Below are 17,825 nucleotides of genomic sequence, written 5' to 3'. Positions count from 1 at the left end.
GCCATGAGGATGCTTCTTTCGATACTGTTCTTGCTCTCGGCTTCGCTGTTCAGGGTCGCGGGGCAAGTGCGTGAGATCACGGGTACGGTAAAATGCGCCACGGGAAGTCTGCCGGGGGCGCTGGTCACGGTCACGACTGAGGCCGACGATCATGTGTTGGCTTACGCCGTGGCCGATGCCGAGGGACACTTCGCGTTGAAGGTGGCCGAAGCGGCGCAGGGCTCGCGATTTATTCATGCTCGCATGATGGGCTATACGGCTCAAAAGGTGCTCTTGACACCGGATCGTAGCGAATACGCATTCGTCTTGGCCGAGGCGTCCGTCATGCTGAAAGAGGTGAAGGTGCGCGCCACACCCATCAGTGGTGCCGGCGACACGACGCGTTACCTCGCCTCATCCTTCGCCCGCGAGAACGACATCACGCTGGCCGATGTGATCAAGCGCATGCCAGGCTTCAACATCTCCGCCGACGGACGCATCAAGTACGCCGGGCGCGAGATCAGCAATTTCTACATCGACGGGTCGGACATGATGACAGGCAACTATACCACAGCCATACGCAGCATCAAACACGATGACGTGGGGCGTGTGGAGGTGATCGAACACCATCAGCCGATCAAACTGTTTGAGGACTTGCTCTTCTCCGACCAAACGGCCGTCAATGTCACGCTGAAAGAGACGGCCAAGAACCGATGGGTGGGAGTGGTCGAGGCCGGCGGCGGAGTGCCGCGCCTGTGGCAGGTGGACGCAAGCGCCATGCGTTTCGCCCAAAAGGTGAAGACGATGAACACGTATAAGGGCAACAATACGGGGCGCGATGTGGTAGGCGGAGGCACGTCGGGAGGCGGATCGGCGCGTGAGGTGATCGCTCTGCCGAGCGCCGACAATCCGTACTTGGAGCGTAGCAGGACGCTCTTCAACCGCTCGCACCGACTGAGCCTCAACAACCAATGGGACATGGGGAGATCGTTCACCCTCACACCGTGCATGGAGCTGTTCGGGGCCGAGACGGAGAGCGACGCGGCTGAGACACGCCGTTACTACCTTGACGACGGGCAGACGCGCGAGTTGACAACGCGCCAGAGCGGGCGGCGACGCCTCCACGGTGCTTCGCCCTCCATCCGCCTCGAGGCGAACACCCGCCAGATGTACCTCAGCAACGTATTGACTTCCGACATCCGACGCTCCTCCGGCCATACGGACGCAGTCGGGACTTACTCGAATGTGGCCGACGGACAGGTGGACGGCACCTATCTCCGCAACGATCTCTACGTCCTCTTTCGCCGCGGACGAAGAGTGGTCGGCATCAAGTCCGCCATCGAATGGAGCCGACTGCCTCAACGTCTCGACATCCGGCGTGCTGAGGCCGAAATAGGCGAGCGGATCGGTGCCTCAGCGTTCCGCGCGCAGACATCTACCTCGCAAATGATCGGCTTCGGGCGAGCCACCCTCTCGCTCGAGGAGGGGTTCTCCTACGATCAGAGCGCCTTCCAAAGCGACCTTCGAGGGGTCATCCCTGGCGACTCGGCGCGCAACGACTTCTGCTATCGCACGGCCTCACTCCGCGTCACCCCTTCGCTCAACATCGGCCTCACGGCCTGGAATTTCGGGCTCTCCATCCCGGCCGACTTCCGCCACAGCGACTACATCGACCGCCTTGCCGACCGCTCCTACATCGACCGTCGGCTGCATCTTTCGCCCACGGCATCCGTCGTCCGCATCTTTGGTCGCTACGTTACGACCTCGCTCAGCGGCTCATGGCAAAGCCAGCCCGAGGATCCCTCTGCGTTTTTCTCCGCCCCCCTCGTCGCGTCATATCCCTACCTACAGACTGGCACGACGGCCTACAGCCGTGCGGAGATGACGACCGTGAGCGCCACGATCCGTTACAAAAACATCCTCCACGGCCTTTTCGGCAACCTCATTTGCACCCGCATGTGGCAACACAGCCGACTGATGCCCACGCAGGACTTTGGCGAGATCTACATCACGTCCGGCTTCGTACATCGCCCCCACCTCAACCTCTCGGACTACGTGGCCGCCAGCCTCAGCTATATGATCCCCGCCATTCGCGGTGGCGTGACCCTGAACGGCAGCATCTCGTCCAGCCAGTCGCAACTCATGCAGAGCGGTCACTTGCGACGGCTCACAAGCATCATGCGTCAGCTGGCCCTGCACGCTTACGCCTCGCCCCGCTCCTGGCTCGATCTGGATTACACCGCCGACCTTTCCGACTATATCTACCGCCCGGATCACGCTGACCGGCAGACCACCCGCACCCTGCACCAGCAACTTTCGGCCACCCTCACGCCGCTCTCCGCGCTGAGCTTCACCGCCTCCGGGAGTCATTATTACCACACCCTCACCGGCTCCGGCAAGCACATCTACCTGCTGGACGCTCGCGTCGCTTGGCGCCTCTCACGGCTCTTCACCTTCCGACTGACGGCGCAAAACCTGCTCGATTATCGCACGTTTGCCTACACCTCCTACACGGATCTTATGGCCGTCGAGCAGACCTATCGCCTGCGGCCGTTCACGCTTCTCCTCACGGTCCTCACGACCTTTTAGCGGCGCACGGAAAACGTGCCGGGAGCGGGGTTTTGGCGAGCAAAAAACAGATGCAAGCGGAGCGGAAATTTTCGTGTAACTCTTATTGTCTGAGGCCATCAGCCGCACCCCTGTAGCCTATTTCCTGAGGAAATGAGTGGAAGACCATCCCAGCGATTTCCTGAGGAAATGAGTGGAAGACCATCCCAGCGATTTCCTGAGGAAATGAGTGGAAGACCATCCCAGCGATTTCCTGAGGAAATGAGCCGAAAAAGTTTGTGGCGAGCGATTTCCTGAGGAAATGAGCCGAAAAAGTTTGTGGCGGCCGATTTCCTGAGGAAATGGGCCGAAAAAGTTTTGTGGCAGGCGATTTCCTGAGGAAATGAGCCGAAAAAGTTTGTGGCGGCCGATTTCCAGAGGAAATGAGCCGAAAAAGTTTTGTGGCGGCCGATTTCCTCAAGGAAATGGGCCGAAAGGGTTTCGGGCGGCCCGATTGCATTGCCATTTCTGCCGCCCTGTCAGGTCCGGGGCGAGGGAGCCGGGCGGTGGCCGTTAAGCCCGGTTAAGTCTGAAAAGTAGCTGGTTAAAAGTGCCGAAAGCGCAGCGGAGCAAAGAATAATTGCACCCTTTTTGAGTTTTCAGACCGCATCTAATCTCTAATCAATTAAAGATCGAAACAATGAATGCAATGTGGAAAAAAGGATTGGCGGTCGCCCTCGTAGCGGCGATCAGCTTCGTGTCGGCCCTGGGCGCCGTCACGTATATGGCTCACCGCAACGCCGACGTGCGCGCCATGGTGGGCGACAACGATGTGTTCAAACAGCCGGTGCACCTGACGGGCTATGAGGCTGCGCCCGCCGAACGCACCGACTTTACCTACGCCGCCGACATGGCCGTGCACGCCGTGGTGCACATCAAAGCCACCACCAAGGTGGATACACGCATGCAGCGCGGCGGCGACATCTTCGACCCCTTCGAGTTCTTCTTCGGCAACGGCGGCGGCTTTCAGCAGCGCACACCGCAGCCGCGCGTCGGGTCGGGCTCGGGCGTGATCATCTCCACCGACGGGTATATCGTAACGAACAACCACGTGGTCGAGAACTCCGACGAACTGGAGGTGACGCTCAACGACAACCGTAAGTTCCCCGCCAAGATCATCGGCACCGATCCCAGCACGGACATCGCCCTGATCAAGATCGAGGCGAAGGACCTCAAGACGCTCCCCTTCGGCGACTCCGAGCAGCTCAAGGTGGGCGAATGGGTATTGGCCGTCGGTAACCCGTTCAACCTGAACTCAACCGTCACCGCGGGTATCGTCAGCGCCAAAGGCCGCGGCATCATGTCCGGCGGCTCGGATCGCAACAAGATCGAGTCGTTCATCCAGACCGACGCGGCCGTGAACCCGGGTAACAGTGGCGGCGCACTCGTCAACACGCGCGGAGAGCTGGTAGGCATCAATACGGCCATCTATTCCGAGACGGGCAACTTCGCTGGCTACTCCTTCGCCGTACCCATCAGCATTGCGGGCAAGGTGGTCAGCGACCTCAAGCAATACGGAGCTGTGCAGCGTGCCGTCTTAGGTATATCGATCCAGAACGCGGAGGCCGCAGCCTCGCAAGACAAGAAGGTCAAGGAGCTCGAGGGCGCCTATGTGGCTGAGTTCGGCCAGCACAGCTCGGCGAAGACAGCCGGCCTGGAGGTGGGCGACGTCATCACGGCCGTCAATGGCGTGCGTGTCCGCTCGGGCAATGCGTTGCAGGAGCAGATCGGCAAGTTCCGCCCGGGTGACAAGGTGAAGCTCGACGTGGATCGCTACGGATCGAAGAAGACCTTCACCGTGGAGCTGCGCAACTCGCAAGGCAGTACGGCGGTGGTGAAGAAGAATGGCGATGCTTCGGAGGTGCTCGGAGCCGCCTTCCGCGCCCTCAGCGACGAACAAAAACGCGAGTACGGTGTTAGTTATGGCATCGAGGTCAACGGTATCAGCCGCGGCAAAGTGCAGGAGGCTGGCATCCGCAAGGGCTTCATCATCATGGTGGTGAACGACCAGCGGATCTCCTCGCCCGAAGACCTCTTCCAGATCGTGGAGCGTGTGCAGAAAGGCTCGTCCGAGGAGCAAGGCCTCTTCATCAAAGGCTTCTACCCGAACGGTCGCACCCAGTTCTACGCCATCAATCTGTCGGAGTAAACCGATGGGCGAGACGCCGCAGCATAGCGCCTATGCGTGAAGATGCAGCGCCTCGCCCTATCTTTGCGCCCTGTATTCCATTGATATATATCATCATCTTATCGAATGAGACAATTAAAGATTACCAAGTCAATCACCAATCGTGAGAGTGCATCGTTAGACAAATACCTCCAAGAGATCGGCCGCGAAGACCTGATCACCGTCGAGGAAGAAGTCGAACTTGCACAAGCCATCAAGAAAGGCGACCGCAAAGCGCTGGAGAAGCTCACCAAAGCCAACCTGCGCTTCGTCGTTTCCGTGGCTAAGCAGTACCAGAACCAAGGCCTGAGCCTGCCCGACCTCATCAACGAGGGCAACCTGGGACTGATCAAAGCCGCCGAGAAATTCGACGAGACACGCGGGTTCAAGTTCATCTCTTACGCCGTGTGGTGGATCCGCCAATCCATCTTGCAGGCCCTGGCCGAGCAGTCACGTATCGTGCGCTTGCCGCTCAATCAGGTCGGGTCGCTCAACAAGATCGGCAAGGTGCTTTCCCGCTTTGAGCAGGAGAATGAGCGTCGCCCGTCGGCCGAAGAGCTGGCCGAAGAGTTGGACATCCCCGTGGACAAGATCACGGACACCCTCAAGGTCTCCGGCCGACACGTCTCGGTGGACGCCCCCTTCGTCGAAGGCGAGGATAACAGCCTGCTCGATGTGCTTGTCAACGAGGACACCCCCAACACGGATGGGACATTGATGTACGAATCGCTGTCGAGGGAAATCGACAGAGCACTTGCTACACTCACCGAGCGCGAAAGCGACATCATTAAGATGTTCTTCGGCATCGGCTGCCAAGAAGTCACACTGGAAGAGATCGGCGATAAATTCGGGCTCACTCGCGAGCGCGTCCGCCAGATCAAGGAGAAAGCTATCCGACGCTTACGGCAGGGTACACGCAGCAAGCTGCTGAAAACTTATTTGGGTTGAGCTTTACGGATACACGTCGCCCCCGCCCGATGAAGGACGCGGGGTAAAAACTCCAAGCTCGGGGAAAAAAGAATCCCGGGAGTGCTTCTATCAAAAGAGCGCTTCCGGGATTTCCTTGTTTATGGCCTTGCCTTTTCCTTTGAGGGATCTTCTTTTCTTGCCTTGATGCAAGAAAAGAAGCAAAAGAAAATCAAGGCGTCAGGGACGCCGGCCAACTTTGCAGCGGCCTTACTTCTCGTTGAGGAACGGATATCCGTAATGCACCGGCGGAACGAACGTCTCCTTGATGCAGCGCGGGTTCGTCCAGCGGATCAGGTTCAGCGGGCCACCCGCCTTGTCGTTCGTACCCGAGGCACGCGAACCACCGAAAGGTTGCTGGGCGATGACGGCTCCCGTCGGCTTGTCGTTCACGTAGAAGTTGCCCGCCGCATAGCGCAGCTTGCGGAAAGCCGTCTCGATGGCGTAACGGTCGCAGGCGAAGATGGAGCCTGTCAGGCCGTAAGGCGACGTACGATCGCAGACGTCGAGCGTCTCCTCATACTTCTCGTCGTCATAGACGTAGATGGTGATCACCGGGCCGAAGATCTCTTCGGTCATCGTCTTGAAGGTCGGGTTCGTCGTCTGGATCACCGTCGGCTCGATGAAGTAACCCGTCGACTTGTCACCCCGTCCGCCGAAGAGGATCTCTGCGTCGGACGCCTCACGAGCGTAGTTGATGTAGCCCATGATGTTGTCGAACGAAGCCTCGTCGATCACGGCGTTGATGAAGTTCGTGAAGTCTTGCACGTCGCCCATCTTGATCTCCTTCAGCATCTCGCCCACGCGCTCCTTGATCTCTTTCCACAGCGACTTGGGCAGGTAGGCACGCGATCCGGCGGAGCACTTCTGGCCCTGATACTCGAAGGCGCCGCGCACGATGGCTGCTGCCACGTCTTCCGCCGGAGCCGAGGGATGGGCGAAGATGAAGTTCTTGCCGCCCGTCTCGCCCACCACCTTGGGATAGGACTTGTACTTCTTCAGGTTCTCGCCCATCTGACACCAGAGCGTGTTGAAGGTGTTCGTAGAGCCGGTGAAGTGGAAGCCTGCAAAGTCGGGGCTGGACAAGATCACGCGCCCAACCGTGCTGCCCTGGCCGGGGATGAAGTTCACCACGCCGTCCGGCAGACCGGCCTCTTTGAAGACCTTCATGAGCAGGTAGTTCGAATAGATAGCCGTCGTCGAGGGTTTCCACACGGCCACGTTACCCATCATAGCCGGCGCCATGTTGAGGTTCGAGGCGATAGAGGTGAAGTTGAATGGCGTCAGCGAGAAGACGAAGCCTTCCAGGGCGCGATACTCCAAGCGGTTGATGATGCCCTTTTCCGAATAAGGTTGGTCGGCATAGATCTGCCCGGCATAGAAGGCGCTGTAACGCAGGAAGTCGATCAGCTCGCACGGGGCGTCGATCTCGGCCTGGAAGGGGTTCTTGCTCTGGCCCAGCATCACGGCCGCGTTGAGCAGGTAGCGATACTTCGTGGCGAAAAGCTCAGCCGCACGCAGCATCACCATCGCGCGCTCTTCCCACGGCAGCATCGACCAGTCGTGGTGTGCCTTCATGGCCGCGTCGATAGCCATCTGCACTTCCTTTTCGCTCGCCTTGTGGTAGGTCGCCAGCACATGGCGGTGGTCGTGCGGCATCACCACCTTGTCCGTCTGACCCGTGCGGATCTCCTTCCCGCCGATCACCAGCGGGATGTCCCATTCTTCAGCGCTCAGCTGCAACAAAGCCTTCTTCAAGGCTGCTTTATCACTCGTGCCGGGAGCATACGTCTTGACCGGCTCATTTCCCGGATTCGGGAATCGGTAAATCGAATTGTTCATAAATCTGTTTCTTCTTTGGTTTGAAGCGTGGACAAAGATAGATTCCTGCGCTCAATCCTTCTTTCCACCCCCACGACTGACCGCCACCCCAATCGCCCCGCGGGATACGAGAGCCATGCCCGTTTGACGCTGGCGAAGACTTCGACGAGGCCATGCAAGCCTGCGCGGAGCTGATTTACTGTATATCGGGACCATGCAAGCCTGCGCGGAGCTGATTTACTGTATATCGAAGCCATGCAAGCCTGCGCGGAGCTGATTTACTGTATATCGAGGCCACACCTATCGGCGCAAAGGCTTTCGTTTTTCCATTGCTCGTTTACATTTGCCGCCGATAACGAATTATTCACATCGGAGGCGCCGTAAAGGTTGCCTCCCAAGGGGTGCCTTACTTACACAGGCTGAGATCATACCCTAAGGACTGCCCACCGAATGAGTTCTCGAGATAATTCGGGGCGGCCCCAAAACCTGATCCGGGTAATGCCGGCGGAGGGACAATAGGTGGTTTTCATCTCTTTTTTGTGCATCGTAAATCGCTCCCCATTTAATAGACACAATCAAATGAGGAAGATTTTCTATGTAGTGGCCGGACTGCTGATCGTTTCCGGCCGAATGTCGATCACGGCGCAACAGGCGGTCGTGGACACGACGAATGTGTATGAACTGAACGAGGTCGTGGTCTCGGCCGTGCAGGCACGGAGAGAGACGCCTGTGGCCTTTCGCAACGTCTCGGCGGCGGAGCTGCGCGAGAACAACACGGGCCAGTCGCTGCCCTACCTCTTCACCCAGACGCCCTCGGTGGTCGTCACCTCGGACGGTGGCAACGGCGTGGGCTACGTCTCCATGCGGGTGCGTGGCACGGATGCGGGGCGCATCAACTTCACGGTAGACGGTGTGCCGGTGAACGACTCCGAGAGCCACGGCGTTTTCTGGGTCAACATGCCCGACTTCGCCTCGTCGGTCGAGTCGATACAGATCCAGCGCGGCGCAGGCACGTCGACGAACGGTGCCGCGGCCTTCGGCGCCACGGTGGCCATGCAAACGCAGCGTCCGCGGTTAGAGCCGTACTTCGAGGCCTCGTCTGCGGCGGGTAGCTATGGCACCTTTGCGCACACCGTGCGTGGCGGAACGGGACTCATCGGCAACCATTTCGTCTTCGATGCCCGTTACTCCAACGTGCAAACGGACGGCTACATCGAGCGTGCGCGGGCGAACATGAGCTCGTATTACGCTTCGGCGGCTTACTACAACGGCGGCACGATGCTCAAGTTCCAGACCTTCGGCAGCAGCGAAGTGAGCTATCAGGCGTGGAACGGCGTCGACGCCGATACGCTGCGCACCAATCGGCGGTACAACAGCTGCGGCAAGTACACTGACGAGAACGGTGTGACGCGCTTCTACGACAACCAGACGGACAACTACTGGCAGCACCATTACCACCTTCTGGCCACGCAACGCCTCACGGACGCCCTCAACCTGAACGTGACGCTGCATTACACCGACGGCCGCGGGTATTACGAGGATTACAAGGCTGGCGCCAAGTATGCGGCCTACAAGCTGCCCAACTTCAAGGGCGCCGATGGCAAGGAGCAGAAGCGCACCGACCTGGTGCGGCGCAAGTGGCTCCAGAACGACTTCTACGGCGCACTGGCCCGCCTGACCTACACCCACGACCGACTGCAGGCCGTCTGGGGCGCCTCGATCAACAACTACACGGGCGATCACTTCGGGCGCGTCATCTGGATGAAGACCGTCGAGGCTATGCCGCAGCCCGACTATGAGTATTACCGCAGCCGGGGCGAGAAGCTCGATTACAACACGTTTCTGAAGGCCTCCTATCGGCTGTCGAACGCCCTCAGCGCCTATGCCGATTTGCAATACCGCGGCATCAACTACAGCATCACGGGCACGGACGACAAGGCGGGCGACATCGACGTGCACCGCACCTTCTCCTTCTTCAACCCCAAGGCGGGACTCTCCTACGAACGCGGCGGCAACCATGCCTATGCCTCGTTCGCCGTGGCACACCGCGAGCCGAACCGCAAGAACTTCACCGAGAACGGACCCACGGCGCAGCCAACCTACGAGACCCTCTACGACTACGAGGCGGGCTACGAATACACCGGCCGCGCCTTCCACCTCGGCGCCAACCTCTACTATATGGACTACGACAACCAGCTCGTGCTCACGGGCAAGATCTCCGAGATTGGCGAGGCGCTCACGTCGAACATCAAGGACAGCTATCGCATGGGCGTGGAGCTAAGCGGCGGCGTACGCCTCGCCCCGTGGCTCGATTGGAGTGGCAACGTAACCCTGAGCAGTAACAAGATCCGCAACTTCACGGAGTACGTCAACACCTACCAGGGCAGGAAAGAACTGCCGCAGACGGTCAATGAGCTGGGCACGACGGATATTGCCTTCTCGCCCAACCTGACCTTCGGCAGCACCTTCGACGTGCGTTGGCGGGGCTTCACTGCGGCGCTGATGTCGTCGTACGTCGGGCGGCAGTACCTCGACAACACCTCCGCCCTCGAGCGCAGCATCGATCCCTACTTCCTGAGCGACTTGCGCGTAGGCTACGCTTTTCATCCGAGCTTCATGAAAGAGATCGCCCTCGACCTCAGCGTCCGCAACCTCTTCAACGCCGAGTATGAGTCGGGCGGCTACATCTATGACACATTCATCAATGACGGAAAGCGTGTGAACCAGCTGAACTACTTCGCCCAAGCCACCCGCAACTTTATGGCGCGGCTGACGCTGAAATTCTAACCCCCCATCTACCCTCTATTCTCCACCCTCTACCCTCTATGTTCTACGACGCAATCGAGATCGTAGCGGCGGGGATCATGCTGCTCTACCTCTGGCTCGAATACCGAGCCAGCATCTGGCTCTGGCCAGTGGGCGTGGTGATCCCCGCCTTCTACATCTATATCTACTACGTCAACAAGTTCTACGCCGATATGGGCGTCAACGTCTACTACCTTTTCGCCAGCGCCTACGGCTGGTATCGCTGGCAGCGCGGCCGCGGTCGTGAGACCTCGGAGGCGGAGGTGGCGATCCGGCGGACGCCGCGCGGGACGTGGCTCCGACTGGCGTCGGCCTACATCCTGCTGCAGACGGCGCTCTACCTCGTACTCTCGCGCTTCACGGACAGCCCCGTGCCCTGGGGCGACGCCTTCACGACGGCGCTAAGTATTCTGGCGATGTGGATGCTGGCGCAGAAATACATCGAGCAGTGGGGCGTCTGGATGGTGATCAACGCCGTCTCGGCCGCGCTCTACTTCTGGAAGGGCATGACGCCGACGGCCGTCACCTATGTCGTCTACACCATCGTGCCCATCTTCGGGTACGTGCGGTGGCGGCGGATGATGGCGGACTGAAACCGAACCGAGGCAGAGAGACTGCTTTTTGAAGGCCGACGGGGTGTTGGCCCGCAAAAGGCGGCCTGTTTTGGATACCTACGGGGTGTTGGCCTGCAAAAGGCGGACTGTTTTCGAGGCCGACGGGGTGTTGGCCTGCAAAAGGCGGCCCGTTTTGGAGCCCGACGGGGTGTTGGCCTATAAAAGGCGGCCTGTTTTGGAGCCCGACGGGGTGTTGGCCTGCAAAAGGCGGCCTGTTTTGGGGCCCGACGGGGTGTTGGCCTGCAAAAGGCGGCCCGTTTTGGGGCCCGACGGGGTGTTGGCATGCAAAAGGCGGCCCGTTTGGGGGCCCGACGGGGTGTTGGCCTGCAAAAGGCGGCCCGTTTTGGAGCCCGACGGGGTGTTGGCCTGCAAAAGGCGGTCTGTTTTGAAGGCCGACGGGGTGTTGGCCTACAAAAGGCGGCCCGTTTTGGAGGCCGACGGGGTGTTGGCCTACAAAAGGCGGCCTGTTTTGAAGCCCGACGGGGTGTTGGCCTGCAAAAGGCGGCCCGTTTGGGAGCCCGACGGGGTGCGCGGTCAAAAAGGCGCCGCCGTTAGCACCATTCCTCGCTGCGCGGTCAAAAAGGCGCCGCCGTTAGCACCATTCCTCGCTGCGCGGTCAAAAAGGCGGCCCGTTTTTCACAGTTCTTGCCTGCGCGGTGAAAAAGGCGGTCTGTTTTTCACAGTTCTTGGGTGCGCGGTGAAAAAGGCGGCCCGTTTTTCACCATTCTTAGCTGCGCGGTCAAAACGGCGCCGCCTTTAGCACGCCGCCACCCTGCGCGGCTCCGTTTTTTAGCCTTTCGCTCTCCACCGTTAGATTTTAGTTCCACGGCGCCCTATGTTTGCCGCCCGAAAAATCATCGCCCCTATTCGATTTTATGCGTCTATACATCCTGCGCCCAGCCGCCTGGCTGATCCTGCTGCTGACGGTCGTCACGCCGTCCGTCTGGGCCCAAATCAACGAACAAGTCTTCACGACCGACACCACGCGCCCGTCGGACGACCTGCACCGACTCTCGCTCGAGTTCGACAACCTCAGCTTCTTCCGCAATGTGGAGAGCGCCACCCTGGCCGCCAAGGGGTACACCCTGCCCGGCTTTCGGCTCCAAGTCCGGGCTGCCTATCGGCCGGCGGAGCGGGTGACGGTCGAGGCCGGTCTGCACACACTTTGGTTCTGGGGGGCCAACCGATACCCCGCCTTTGCCTATAATGACATCGCGGTCTGGCGCGGCGAATCGTCGTGCCACCACGTCCATCTGCTGCCCTTCTTCCGCGCCCGCGCCGCCCTCTCGCCCCAAGTGGATATCATCCTGGGCGACCTCTACGGCGGCGCCAATCATCGCCTCATTGAGCCGCTCTACAACCCCGAGCTGAACCTCTCGGCCGACCCCGAGGCGGGCCTCCAGATCCTCTACCACCCGCGCCACGCCCAGCTCGACGTCTGGCTCAATTGGGAGAGCTTCATCTATAAACTCGACACCCACCAAGAGGCCTTCACCTTCGGGCTCTCCTCCCGCCTCCACATCACCCCGCCCGACGCTCCGCTCCATCTCTACGCCCTGGCGCAGGGCCTGGCGCAGCATCGCGGCGGCGAGATAGACACCATCAGTGGCGATCAGGCTGTGCAAACGATGCTCAACGGCGCCCTTGGGGCGGGCCTCGAGTGGCACATTAGGCGTGGTGTGCTCCGCCGACTGGCGCTCGAATACTCCCTCACGGGTTATTACCAACACGCCGGCAACCTCTGGCCCGTCAAGCGGGGCTACGGCCGCTACCTCGACCTCCGCGCCGATCTCTCGCCCTCGTTCTACCTCCGCGCCGCCTACTGGCAGTGCGACGGCTTCGTGTCGCTCTTCGGTCACCCCTACTTCGGCGTCATCTCCACCTATCTCGACGGCGCCGTCTATCGCCGCCCGCAGATGCTCCGCTTCGGGGCCGAATACACGCGCCACTTCAGCCGCGACTGTTCGTTAGGCATCGACTTCGACGCCTTCCATCGCCTCGCCTCGCCGATCACCGACCCCGCCGGCCGACACGATTTCGAGGGCCAGCGCCTCAGCTATTCCTTCGGCGTCTACCTCCGTTTTCATCCCACTTTCCCGCTGAAGGGCTCCGCGCGGTGACGTGACACGAAAAAGAAGGGGGGCACAGACCTTGCGTCCGTGCCCCCCGTGCTTATCGATGAGCTACTCGCGGCTCAGCGGCTCCATCACGCGCCAGCGAAGCGATACTCGGCTTGGATGTCCTCGGCCAGGCGGGTAAAGAGCTCCTCAATGAGGCGATCCGTCACGTCGAGGGCCGACTGGAGCATCTTGTCCGAGAAGGCCTGCAGCAACTCGCGGGCGTGGATGGGCTGCGTCTCATAGACGGCCAGGTATTGCGCCTCCATCTCACGCTGACGCTGCGTCGTCTCGGCCTCCCAGCGGGCATAGGTCTCCTGAATCAGCGGGGCGTATCGGTTATAGTTCACCATGCCCAGCGTCTGCACCTTGCGGAACTTCCAATAGGCCGAATCAGCATCCGACCGGAGCCCGCCCTTCGTGTACGCCTCGGGGTAGGAAGTGATACCCTGATAGAGCGGCAGAAAGACGCCCAGCACGGCCATGCCCATCGCCATATAGTCCACCCGGCCGATGGCCTGCGGCAGCTCCGGCCGCACGTGCAGGATATGCGTCTGCGTGGTGCGGAAGATGGAGACGGGGCGATACTTTTCCTTCGGGTTGTTGTGCAGATAGGGGTCGTGCTCCGTGCCCTGATAGTGGAATCGGAAGGCGCGGCGCAGATCGTCTAAAGAAAGCGGGTGCTCGGCCTTGGCAAAGACGGGGAAGGTGTTCTTCGTCACGTCGTTCTCGATCGCGGGGCTAAACATGGCCTGAAGTCCCCAGACGCGCGGATAGTTGTAGGTCGTATCCAGCTTCACGTCACGGATGTAAGCCGTGTGGAAGTCGAAGGGGCCCGTGGCGGGGTCGTAGAGGCCGTGCTTCTCGGCGAACTCGATGAGGTCGGCCGAAGCCATATAGTTGGCCTTGTCGTTCGGGTCATAGGTGCGGAAGCGGCTCTGATTGCCGGTCACGAAATACATATCCTCGGGCATGCGGCAGGCCAGCCACCGGTGGCCCGAAGCCGTCTCGAGGTACCAGATCTCGCTCTCGTCCACGAAGCCGATGCCGAAGCCCTCAGAGATGCCATACTGCTCGATCAAGCTGCCCAAACGGCTGACGCCCTCGCGTGCCGTACGGATGTAGGGCAGGACGATGTTGAAGACCGAGTTCTCAGCCAGACCGTCCTTCACCAGCGGGTCAACAGCCAGCGCCTTCTCACTGCTGAAGATGCTCTCCGTGGCGCTCATACCCACGCCCGCCGTGTTATACCCAGCGCTACCCCAGCTGCCACGCAGGTGGCAGGGTGCGAGCGCGGTGTAACCCAACGCCTCGCGAGGCAATTCGCAGCGGAAGCCGCTGTCTTGGGCCACAAACTCCTTCGGCCCCTCTTCGCGGTCCTCATAGATCTCCAGATTCTTGGCGAAGGACATATTCCAATCCTCCGACCGGGCCAGGATCATCGACCCATCGGCCGTCATGCGGCTGCCCACGATCACGGTCGTACACTCTGACGGATAAGCTCCGCCTTGCTTCAATTCTTCGTTTGTCATTACGCTGTAGTTTTTATGGTGTATATAAATGAATCGGAGGCCCTGCGGCGTATGCACCACAGAAGCCTCCGTTTATTTCATGCGTTCGCGTCCCTCTTTGAGATCACCGCGCCGCTCTTCCAGGCCTGCCCCACTTTTTCTCCGATGGCGTAGTAGCCGCTTTGGAAGGGATCGAAGAGGATGGCGTTAAGGCGCGTTGGGTCGACACGTCCCCGCTCGTCGAGCACAGTCTCATCGGCCAGCACGTTGACGATCTCGCCGACCACGCGCATCGTGCCGTCCGTCGTCTTCATGTCCACCACGCGACACTCGATGGTCAACGGAAACTCCACCACCACGGGTGCGTCCACCCGTTCGCTCCGCACAGCATGCAACCCCGTGCGCTCGAACTTGTCCGGCACCTTGTTGCCCGTGACCATACCGAAGTAGTCGGCCGCTTCCAAGTGATCCTGGTTGGCCACGCTGATGGTAAAGGCACGCCGCGCCCGCAGATTGTCGGCCGTCTTGTGCGTGTCACTGATGTTGAGCGCCACCTTGTTGTCGTCGCAGATGCCGCCCCAAGCCATGTTCATTACGTTCACCCGGTCGTCCTCGCCGTACGTGGCGATCATCAACACAGGCATGGGAAAGAGGTAGGGTTTTACCCCCAAATTGATCTTCATTGTTTCGTTCTCCTTTCTCTGATGATAAGTGCCCCAAATGTAAAGCGATAAAGAATCCTCGAATCATACCTTCTCTAAAGGGAAGTACGACCCGAGGATTTGATGGTAGAAGCATTTGTCCGTGTCAGGGATAAAGAGGGGAGATTCCTTTACTCACCATAGCACAACTTTTCCGGCCATACCTAAATCGAGTGTACCGGAGGTGATACCTAATGCTTTGAAAACACGTCCTAACGTGGGGACGGAAACACTCAATCCGCGCTCTAAGCGGGATATCTGCGCCTTTTTCACGCCCATCCGTTCGCCCAATTGTTCTTGCGTGAGATTTTGTTTCAGCCGCTCGTTGCGTATGACTTCCCCTATGTGGTAAGCATTTACAGCGGCTTCAACGTCGGCCTCAAACTTGTCCCTTTCGGGGGATCCCCGCTTGCCGAAGTGTTCATCCAGCGCCTCATCCAGCGGGGTAAAGTGCATTTGTGTCATAAGGGAGATTTGTTTTTGAAATACTCTATTCTGATTGCTTCAGCCTTCGCTATTTCTTTTGAAGGTGTCTTCTGTGTCTTCTTGACCACGCCGTGAGTAGCGACTACTAAGGTGTCATTTACCGTATCCCAAAAGGCGAATATCCGGTAATTCGTCTTGTTGTAAAGTGTACGAAACTCCCAGATCTCCGATCCTTCCAGCTTTTTGAAGAGTTCGCTGTTACGCTCTCCTTCAGCTAGACGCTTCATGTTGTAGTATATCTTGTATGCAGCAGCTTGAGGGAGTCCAGATATGAAATCCTTCGTTTCGTCCATCAATATAATCTTGAGTTTGCGCATTTTCAGACGTCGTCTTTACGATGCAAAAATAGGAATTGCCTGTATTGCGCCTCGTGTGCTTTGTGCCGCCGGTCGACGGCCTAAACGCGACACTTTTCGGAGCTTATCGGTGCAGCGGAGGGGGAAACGCGGCGCCCCACGCGGCTATTCCTACTTTTGCCCGCCCCAAGACTTCCTCTTCGACAGGCTTTCTCAAGGCATACATACATTTATATATACCCCCCTCAACAATACACTTATGAGCAACCAAGAACGACTGGATCAGCTGATCCAACATATCGACGAACTGGCCAAGCTGGTGAACAGCATCCGCGGCATGGAGATCTATCCCGTGTCTTTCTTTAGCAGCGCTTTCGACCTCACGGGCAAGATGCAGGTCGACCTGCACGAGATGGAGATCGGGCAAATCGAGCTCTTCGACCGGCAACTCCGCGAACACCGCGAACAGATCCGTGCCTTCGAGGCCAAGGCACGCCCCACCTTCGAGGTACCCGCCCCTCGACCCGTCGCCCCCACCCCTCCTCCTCCACCGTCGGCACCGCCCGTCGATGAGGAGCCGCTCATGCGACCCACGCCCATGCCCGAACCTACCCCCGAGCCTCAACCCAACCCTGCACCTACCCCCGAGCCTCAACCCAACCCTGCGCCTACGCCGGAGCCGGAACCGACGCCCGACCCCATGCCAGCACCGGCGCCCAAGCCGACGCCCATCCCTGTGCCCAAAATGGCTCCGGCCCCATTGTCGCACGCGGACACATCGCTCAACGACGCCATCGAGCGCACGAAGCTGACCGACCTCCGCAAGGCCTTCACGCTGAACGACCGCTTCCGCTTCTGCCGCGAGCTCTTCGACCGTGACGAGGCCCGCATGAACGACACGCTGAGTGCGCTCAACGAGGCCCACTCCTACAGCGAATCCCTCGACCTGCTCCGCGCCCGTGTCCAGTGGGACTTTGAGGGCGAGACGGCCACGGACTTCCTCAAGTTCATCGAGCGACGCTTCGTCTGATGGGTAAGCTCACGATTGTCCCCACGCCGGTGGGGAACCTGGAGGACATGACCTACCGCGCCGTGCGTGTGCTCCGTGAGGCCGACCTGATCTTGGCCGAGGATACGCGCACGACGCTCGTCCTGCTCCGTCATTATGAGATACAGAACCGCCTCCAGTCGCACCACGCCTACAACGAGCATCGCACGGCAGAGGAGCTCGTGGAGCGTATGCAGGCCGGTGAGCACATGGCGCTTGTATCGGACGCCGGTACACCGGCCATCTCCGATCCCGGCTTCCTGCTCGTCCGGGCCTGTGTGGCGGCTGGCGTGGAGGTGGAGTGCCTGCCGGGCGCTACGGCCTTTGTGCCGGCCTTGGTGGTGTCTGGTTTGCCGACGGATCGCTTCTGCTTCGAGGGGTTCCTGCCGCCCAAGAAGGGTAGGCGGACACGCCTGGAGGCACTGCGCGAGGAGCGTCGCACGGTGATCCTCTACGAGTCGCCTCACCGACTCCGCAAGACGCTCGATCAGCTCTCCGAAGTGCTCGGCCCGGAGCGTCGCCTGTCCGTCTCGCGCGAGATCTCGAAACGGTTCGAAGAGACCGTCCGCGGACGGGTGGACGAAATAATTCCGCACTTCACCGTGAACGATCCGCGGGGAGAGTTTGTTATAGTGGTGGCCGGCGCGGACGAGACGTCTGAAGACCGGCATCCATCCACAGTTTCATCTACTTAAAAACCATATTGT

The 17,825-nt window shown here is 59.7% G+C and carries 13 protein-coding genes; 8 read left to right on the top strand and 5 right to left on the bottom strand.

Annotated features, from left to right (window positions below):
• Window positions 1-9 precede the first annotated feature (9 nt).
• The 3 genes from C7123_RS08520 to C7123_RS08510 all read left to right on the top strand — a co-directional run bounded on the left by C7123_RS08520 (window position 10) and on the right by C7123_RS08510 (window position 5,701).
• Window positions 10-2,568 (top strand): carboxypeptidase-like regulatory domain-containing protein, encoded by a 2,559-nt coding sequence (locus C7123_RS08520; protein WP_069174740.1) that lies wholly within the window; start codon window positions 10-12, stop codon window positions 2,566-2,568.
• A 658-nt stretch (window positions 2,569-3,226) separates the two neighbouring features.
• Window positions 3,227-4,735: a Do family serine endopeptidase gene (locus C7123_RS08515; protein WP_069174739.1), complete on the top strand. Its 1,509-nt coding sequence runs from the start codon at window positions 3,227-3,229 to the stop codon at window positions 4,733-4,735.
• Between the two features lie 105 nt (window positions 4,736-4,840).
• On the top strand, window positions 4,841-5,701 hold the full coding sequence (locus tag C7123_RS08510; RefSeq protein WP_037981900.1) for a sigma-70 family RNA polymerase sigma factor: 861 nt from the start codon (window positions 4,841-4,843) through the stop codon (window positions 5,699-5,701).
• 228 nt (window positions 5,702-5,929) lie between these two features.
• On the opposite strand, the gene pruA is transcribed toward C7123_RS08510, so the two are convergent.
• The gene (pruA, locus tag C7123_RS08505) at window positions 5,930-7,561 is read right to left on the bottom strand and encodes an L-glutamate gamma-semialdehyde dehydrogenase (protein WP_069174738.1); all 1,632 of its coding nucleotides are present in this window, start codon (window positions 7,559-7,561) and stop codon (window positions 5,930-5,932) included.
• 558 nt (window positions 7,562-8,119) lie between these two features.
• Here pruA and C7123_RS08500 point away from each other — a divergent pair.
• The 3 genes from C7123_RS08500 to C7123_RS08485 all read left to right on the top strand — a co-directional run bounded on the left by C7123_RS08500 (window position 8,120) and on the right by C7123_RS08485 (window position 13,079).
• Window positions 8,120-10,327, top strand: a complete 2,208-nt coding sequence (locus C7123_RS08500) for a TonB-dependent receptor (RefSeq protein ID WP_069174737.1) — start codon at window positions 8,120-8,122, stop codon at window positions 10,325-10,327.
• A gap of 38 nt (window positions 10,328-10,365) precedes the next feature.
• The gene (gene pnuC, locus C7123_RS08495) at window positions 10,366-10,938 is read left to right on the top strand and encodes a nicotinamide riboside transporter PnuC (protein WP_069174736.1); all 573 of its coding nucleotides are present in this window, start codon (window positions 10,366-10,368) and stop codon (window positions 10,936-10,938) included.
• Between the two features lie 896 nt (window positions 10,939-11,834).
• Entirely contained in the window at window positions 11,835-13,079 is a 1,245-nt protein-coding gene (locus tag C7123_RS08485) for a hypothetical protein (RefSeq protein WP_069174734.1), read from the top strand.
• Window positions 13,080-13,165: 86 nt separating this feature from the next.
• Here the strand turns inward: C7123_RS08485 and C7123_RS08480 are convergent, their stop codons facing one another.
• From C7123_RS08480 to C7123_RS08465, 4 genes are all read right to left on the bottom strand, one after another.
• Entirely contained in the window at window positions 13,166-14,608 is a 1,443-nt protein-coding gene (locus C7123_RS08480) for a C69 family dipeptidase (RefSeq protein WP_037997829.1), read from the bottom strand.
• Window positions 14,609-14,685: 77 nt separating this feature from the next.
• Entirely contained in the window at window positions 14,686-15,270 is a 585-nt protein-coding gene (locus C7123_RS08475) for a flavin reductase family protein (protein WP_069174733.1), read from the bottom strand.
• A gap of 153 nt (window positions 15,271-15,423) precedes the next feature.
• Window positions 15,424-15,753 (bottom strand): helix-turn-helix domain-containing protein, encoded by a 330-nt coding sequence (locus C7123_RS08470; protein ID WP_069174732.1) that lies wholly within the window; start codon window positions 15,751-15,753, stop codon window positions 15,424-15,426.
• Window positions 15,750-16,067, bottom strand: coding sequence for a type II toxin-antitoxin system RelE/ParE family toxin (locus C7123_RS08465; RefSeq protein WP_237269303.1), 318 nt, complete (start codon window positions 16,065-16,067; stop codon window positions 15,750-15,752). The genes C7123_RS08470 and C7123_RS08465 overlap by 4 nt, the downstream gene beginning before the upstream one ends.
• Window positions 16,068-16,329: 262 nt before the next feature.
• Here C7123_RS08465 and C7123_RS08460 point away from each other — a divergent pair, with 262 nt between their 5' ends.
• Window positions 16,330-17,100: a hypothetical protein gene (locus tag C7123_RS08460; protein WP_069174730.1), complete on the top strand. Its 771-nt coding sequence runs from the start codon at window positions 16,330-16,332 to the stop codon at window positions 17,098-17,100.
• Entirely contained in the window at window positions 17,100-17,813 is a 714-nt protein-coding gene (gene rsmI, locus C7123_RS08455; RefSeq protein WP_069174729.1) for a 16S rRNA (cytidine(1402)-2'-O)-methyltransferase, read from the top strand. The genes C7123_RS08460 and rsmI overlap by 1 nt, the downstream gene beginning before the upstream one ends.
• The last annotated feature ends 12 nt before the right edge of the window (window positions 17,814-17,825 follow it).

Origin of the sequence: Tannerella serpentiformis, from assembly GCF_003033925.1 — a bacterium.
Taxonomy (GTDB): domain Bacteria; phylum Bacteroidota; class Bacteroidia; order Bacteroidales; family Tannerellaceae; genus Tannerella; species Tannerella serpentiformis.
Note: the sequence above shows the minus strand (reverse complement) of the source record. Positions and strands in the feature narration are given on the sequence as shown.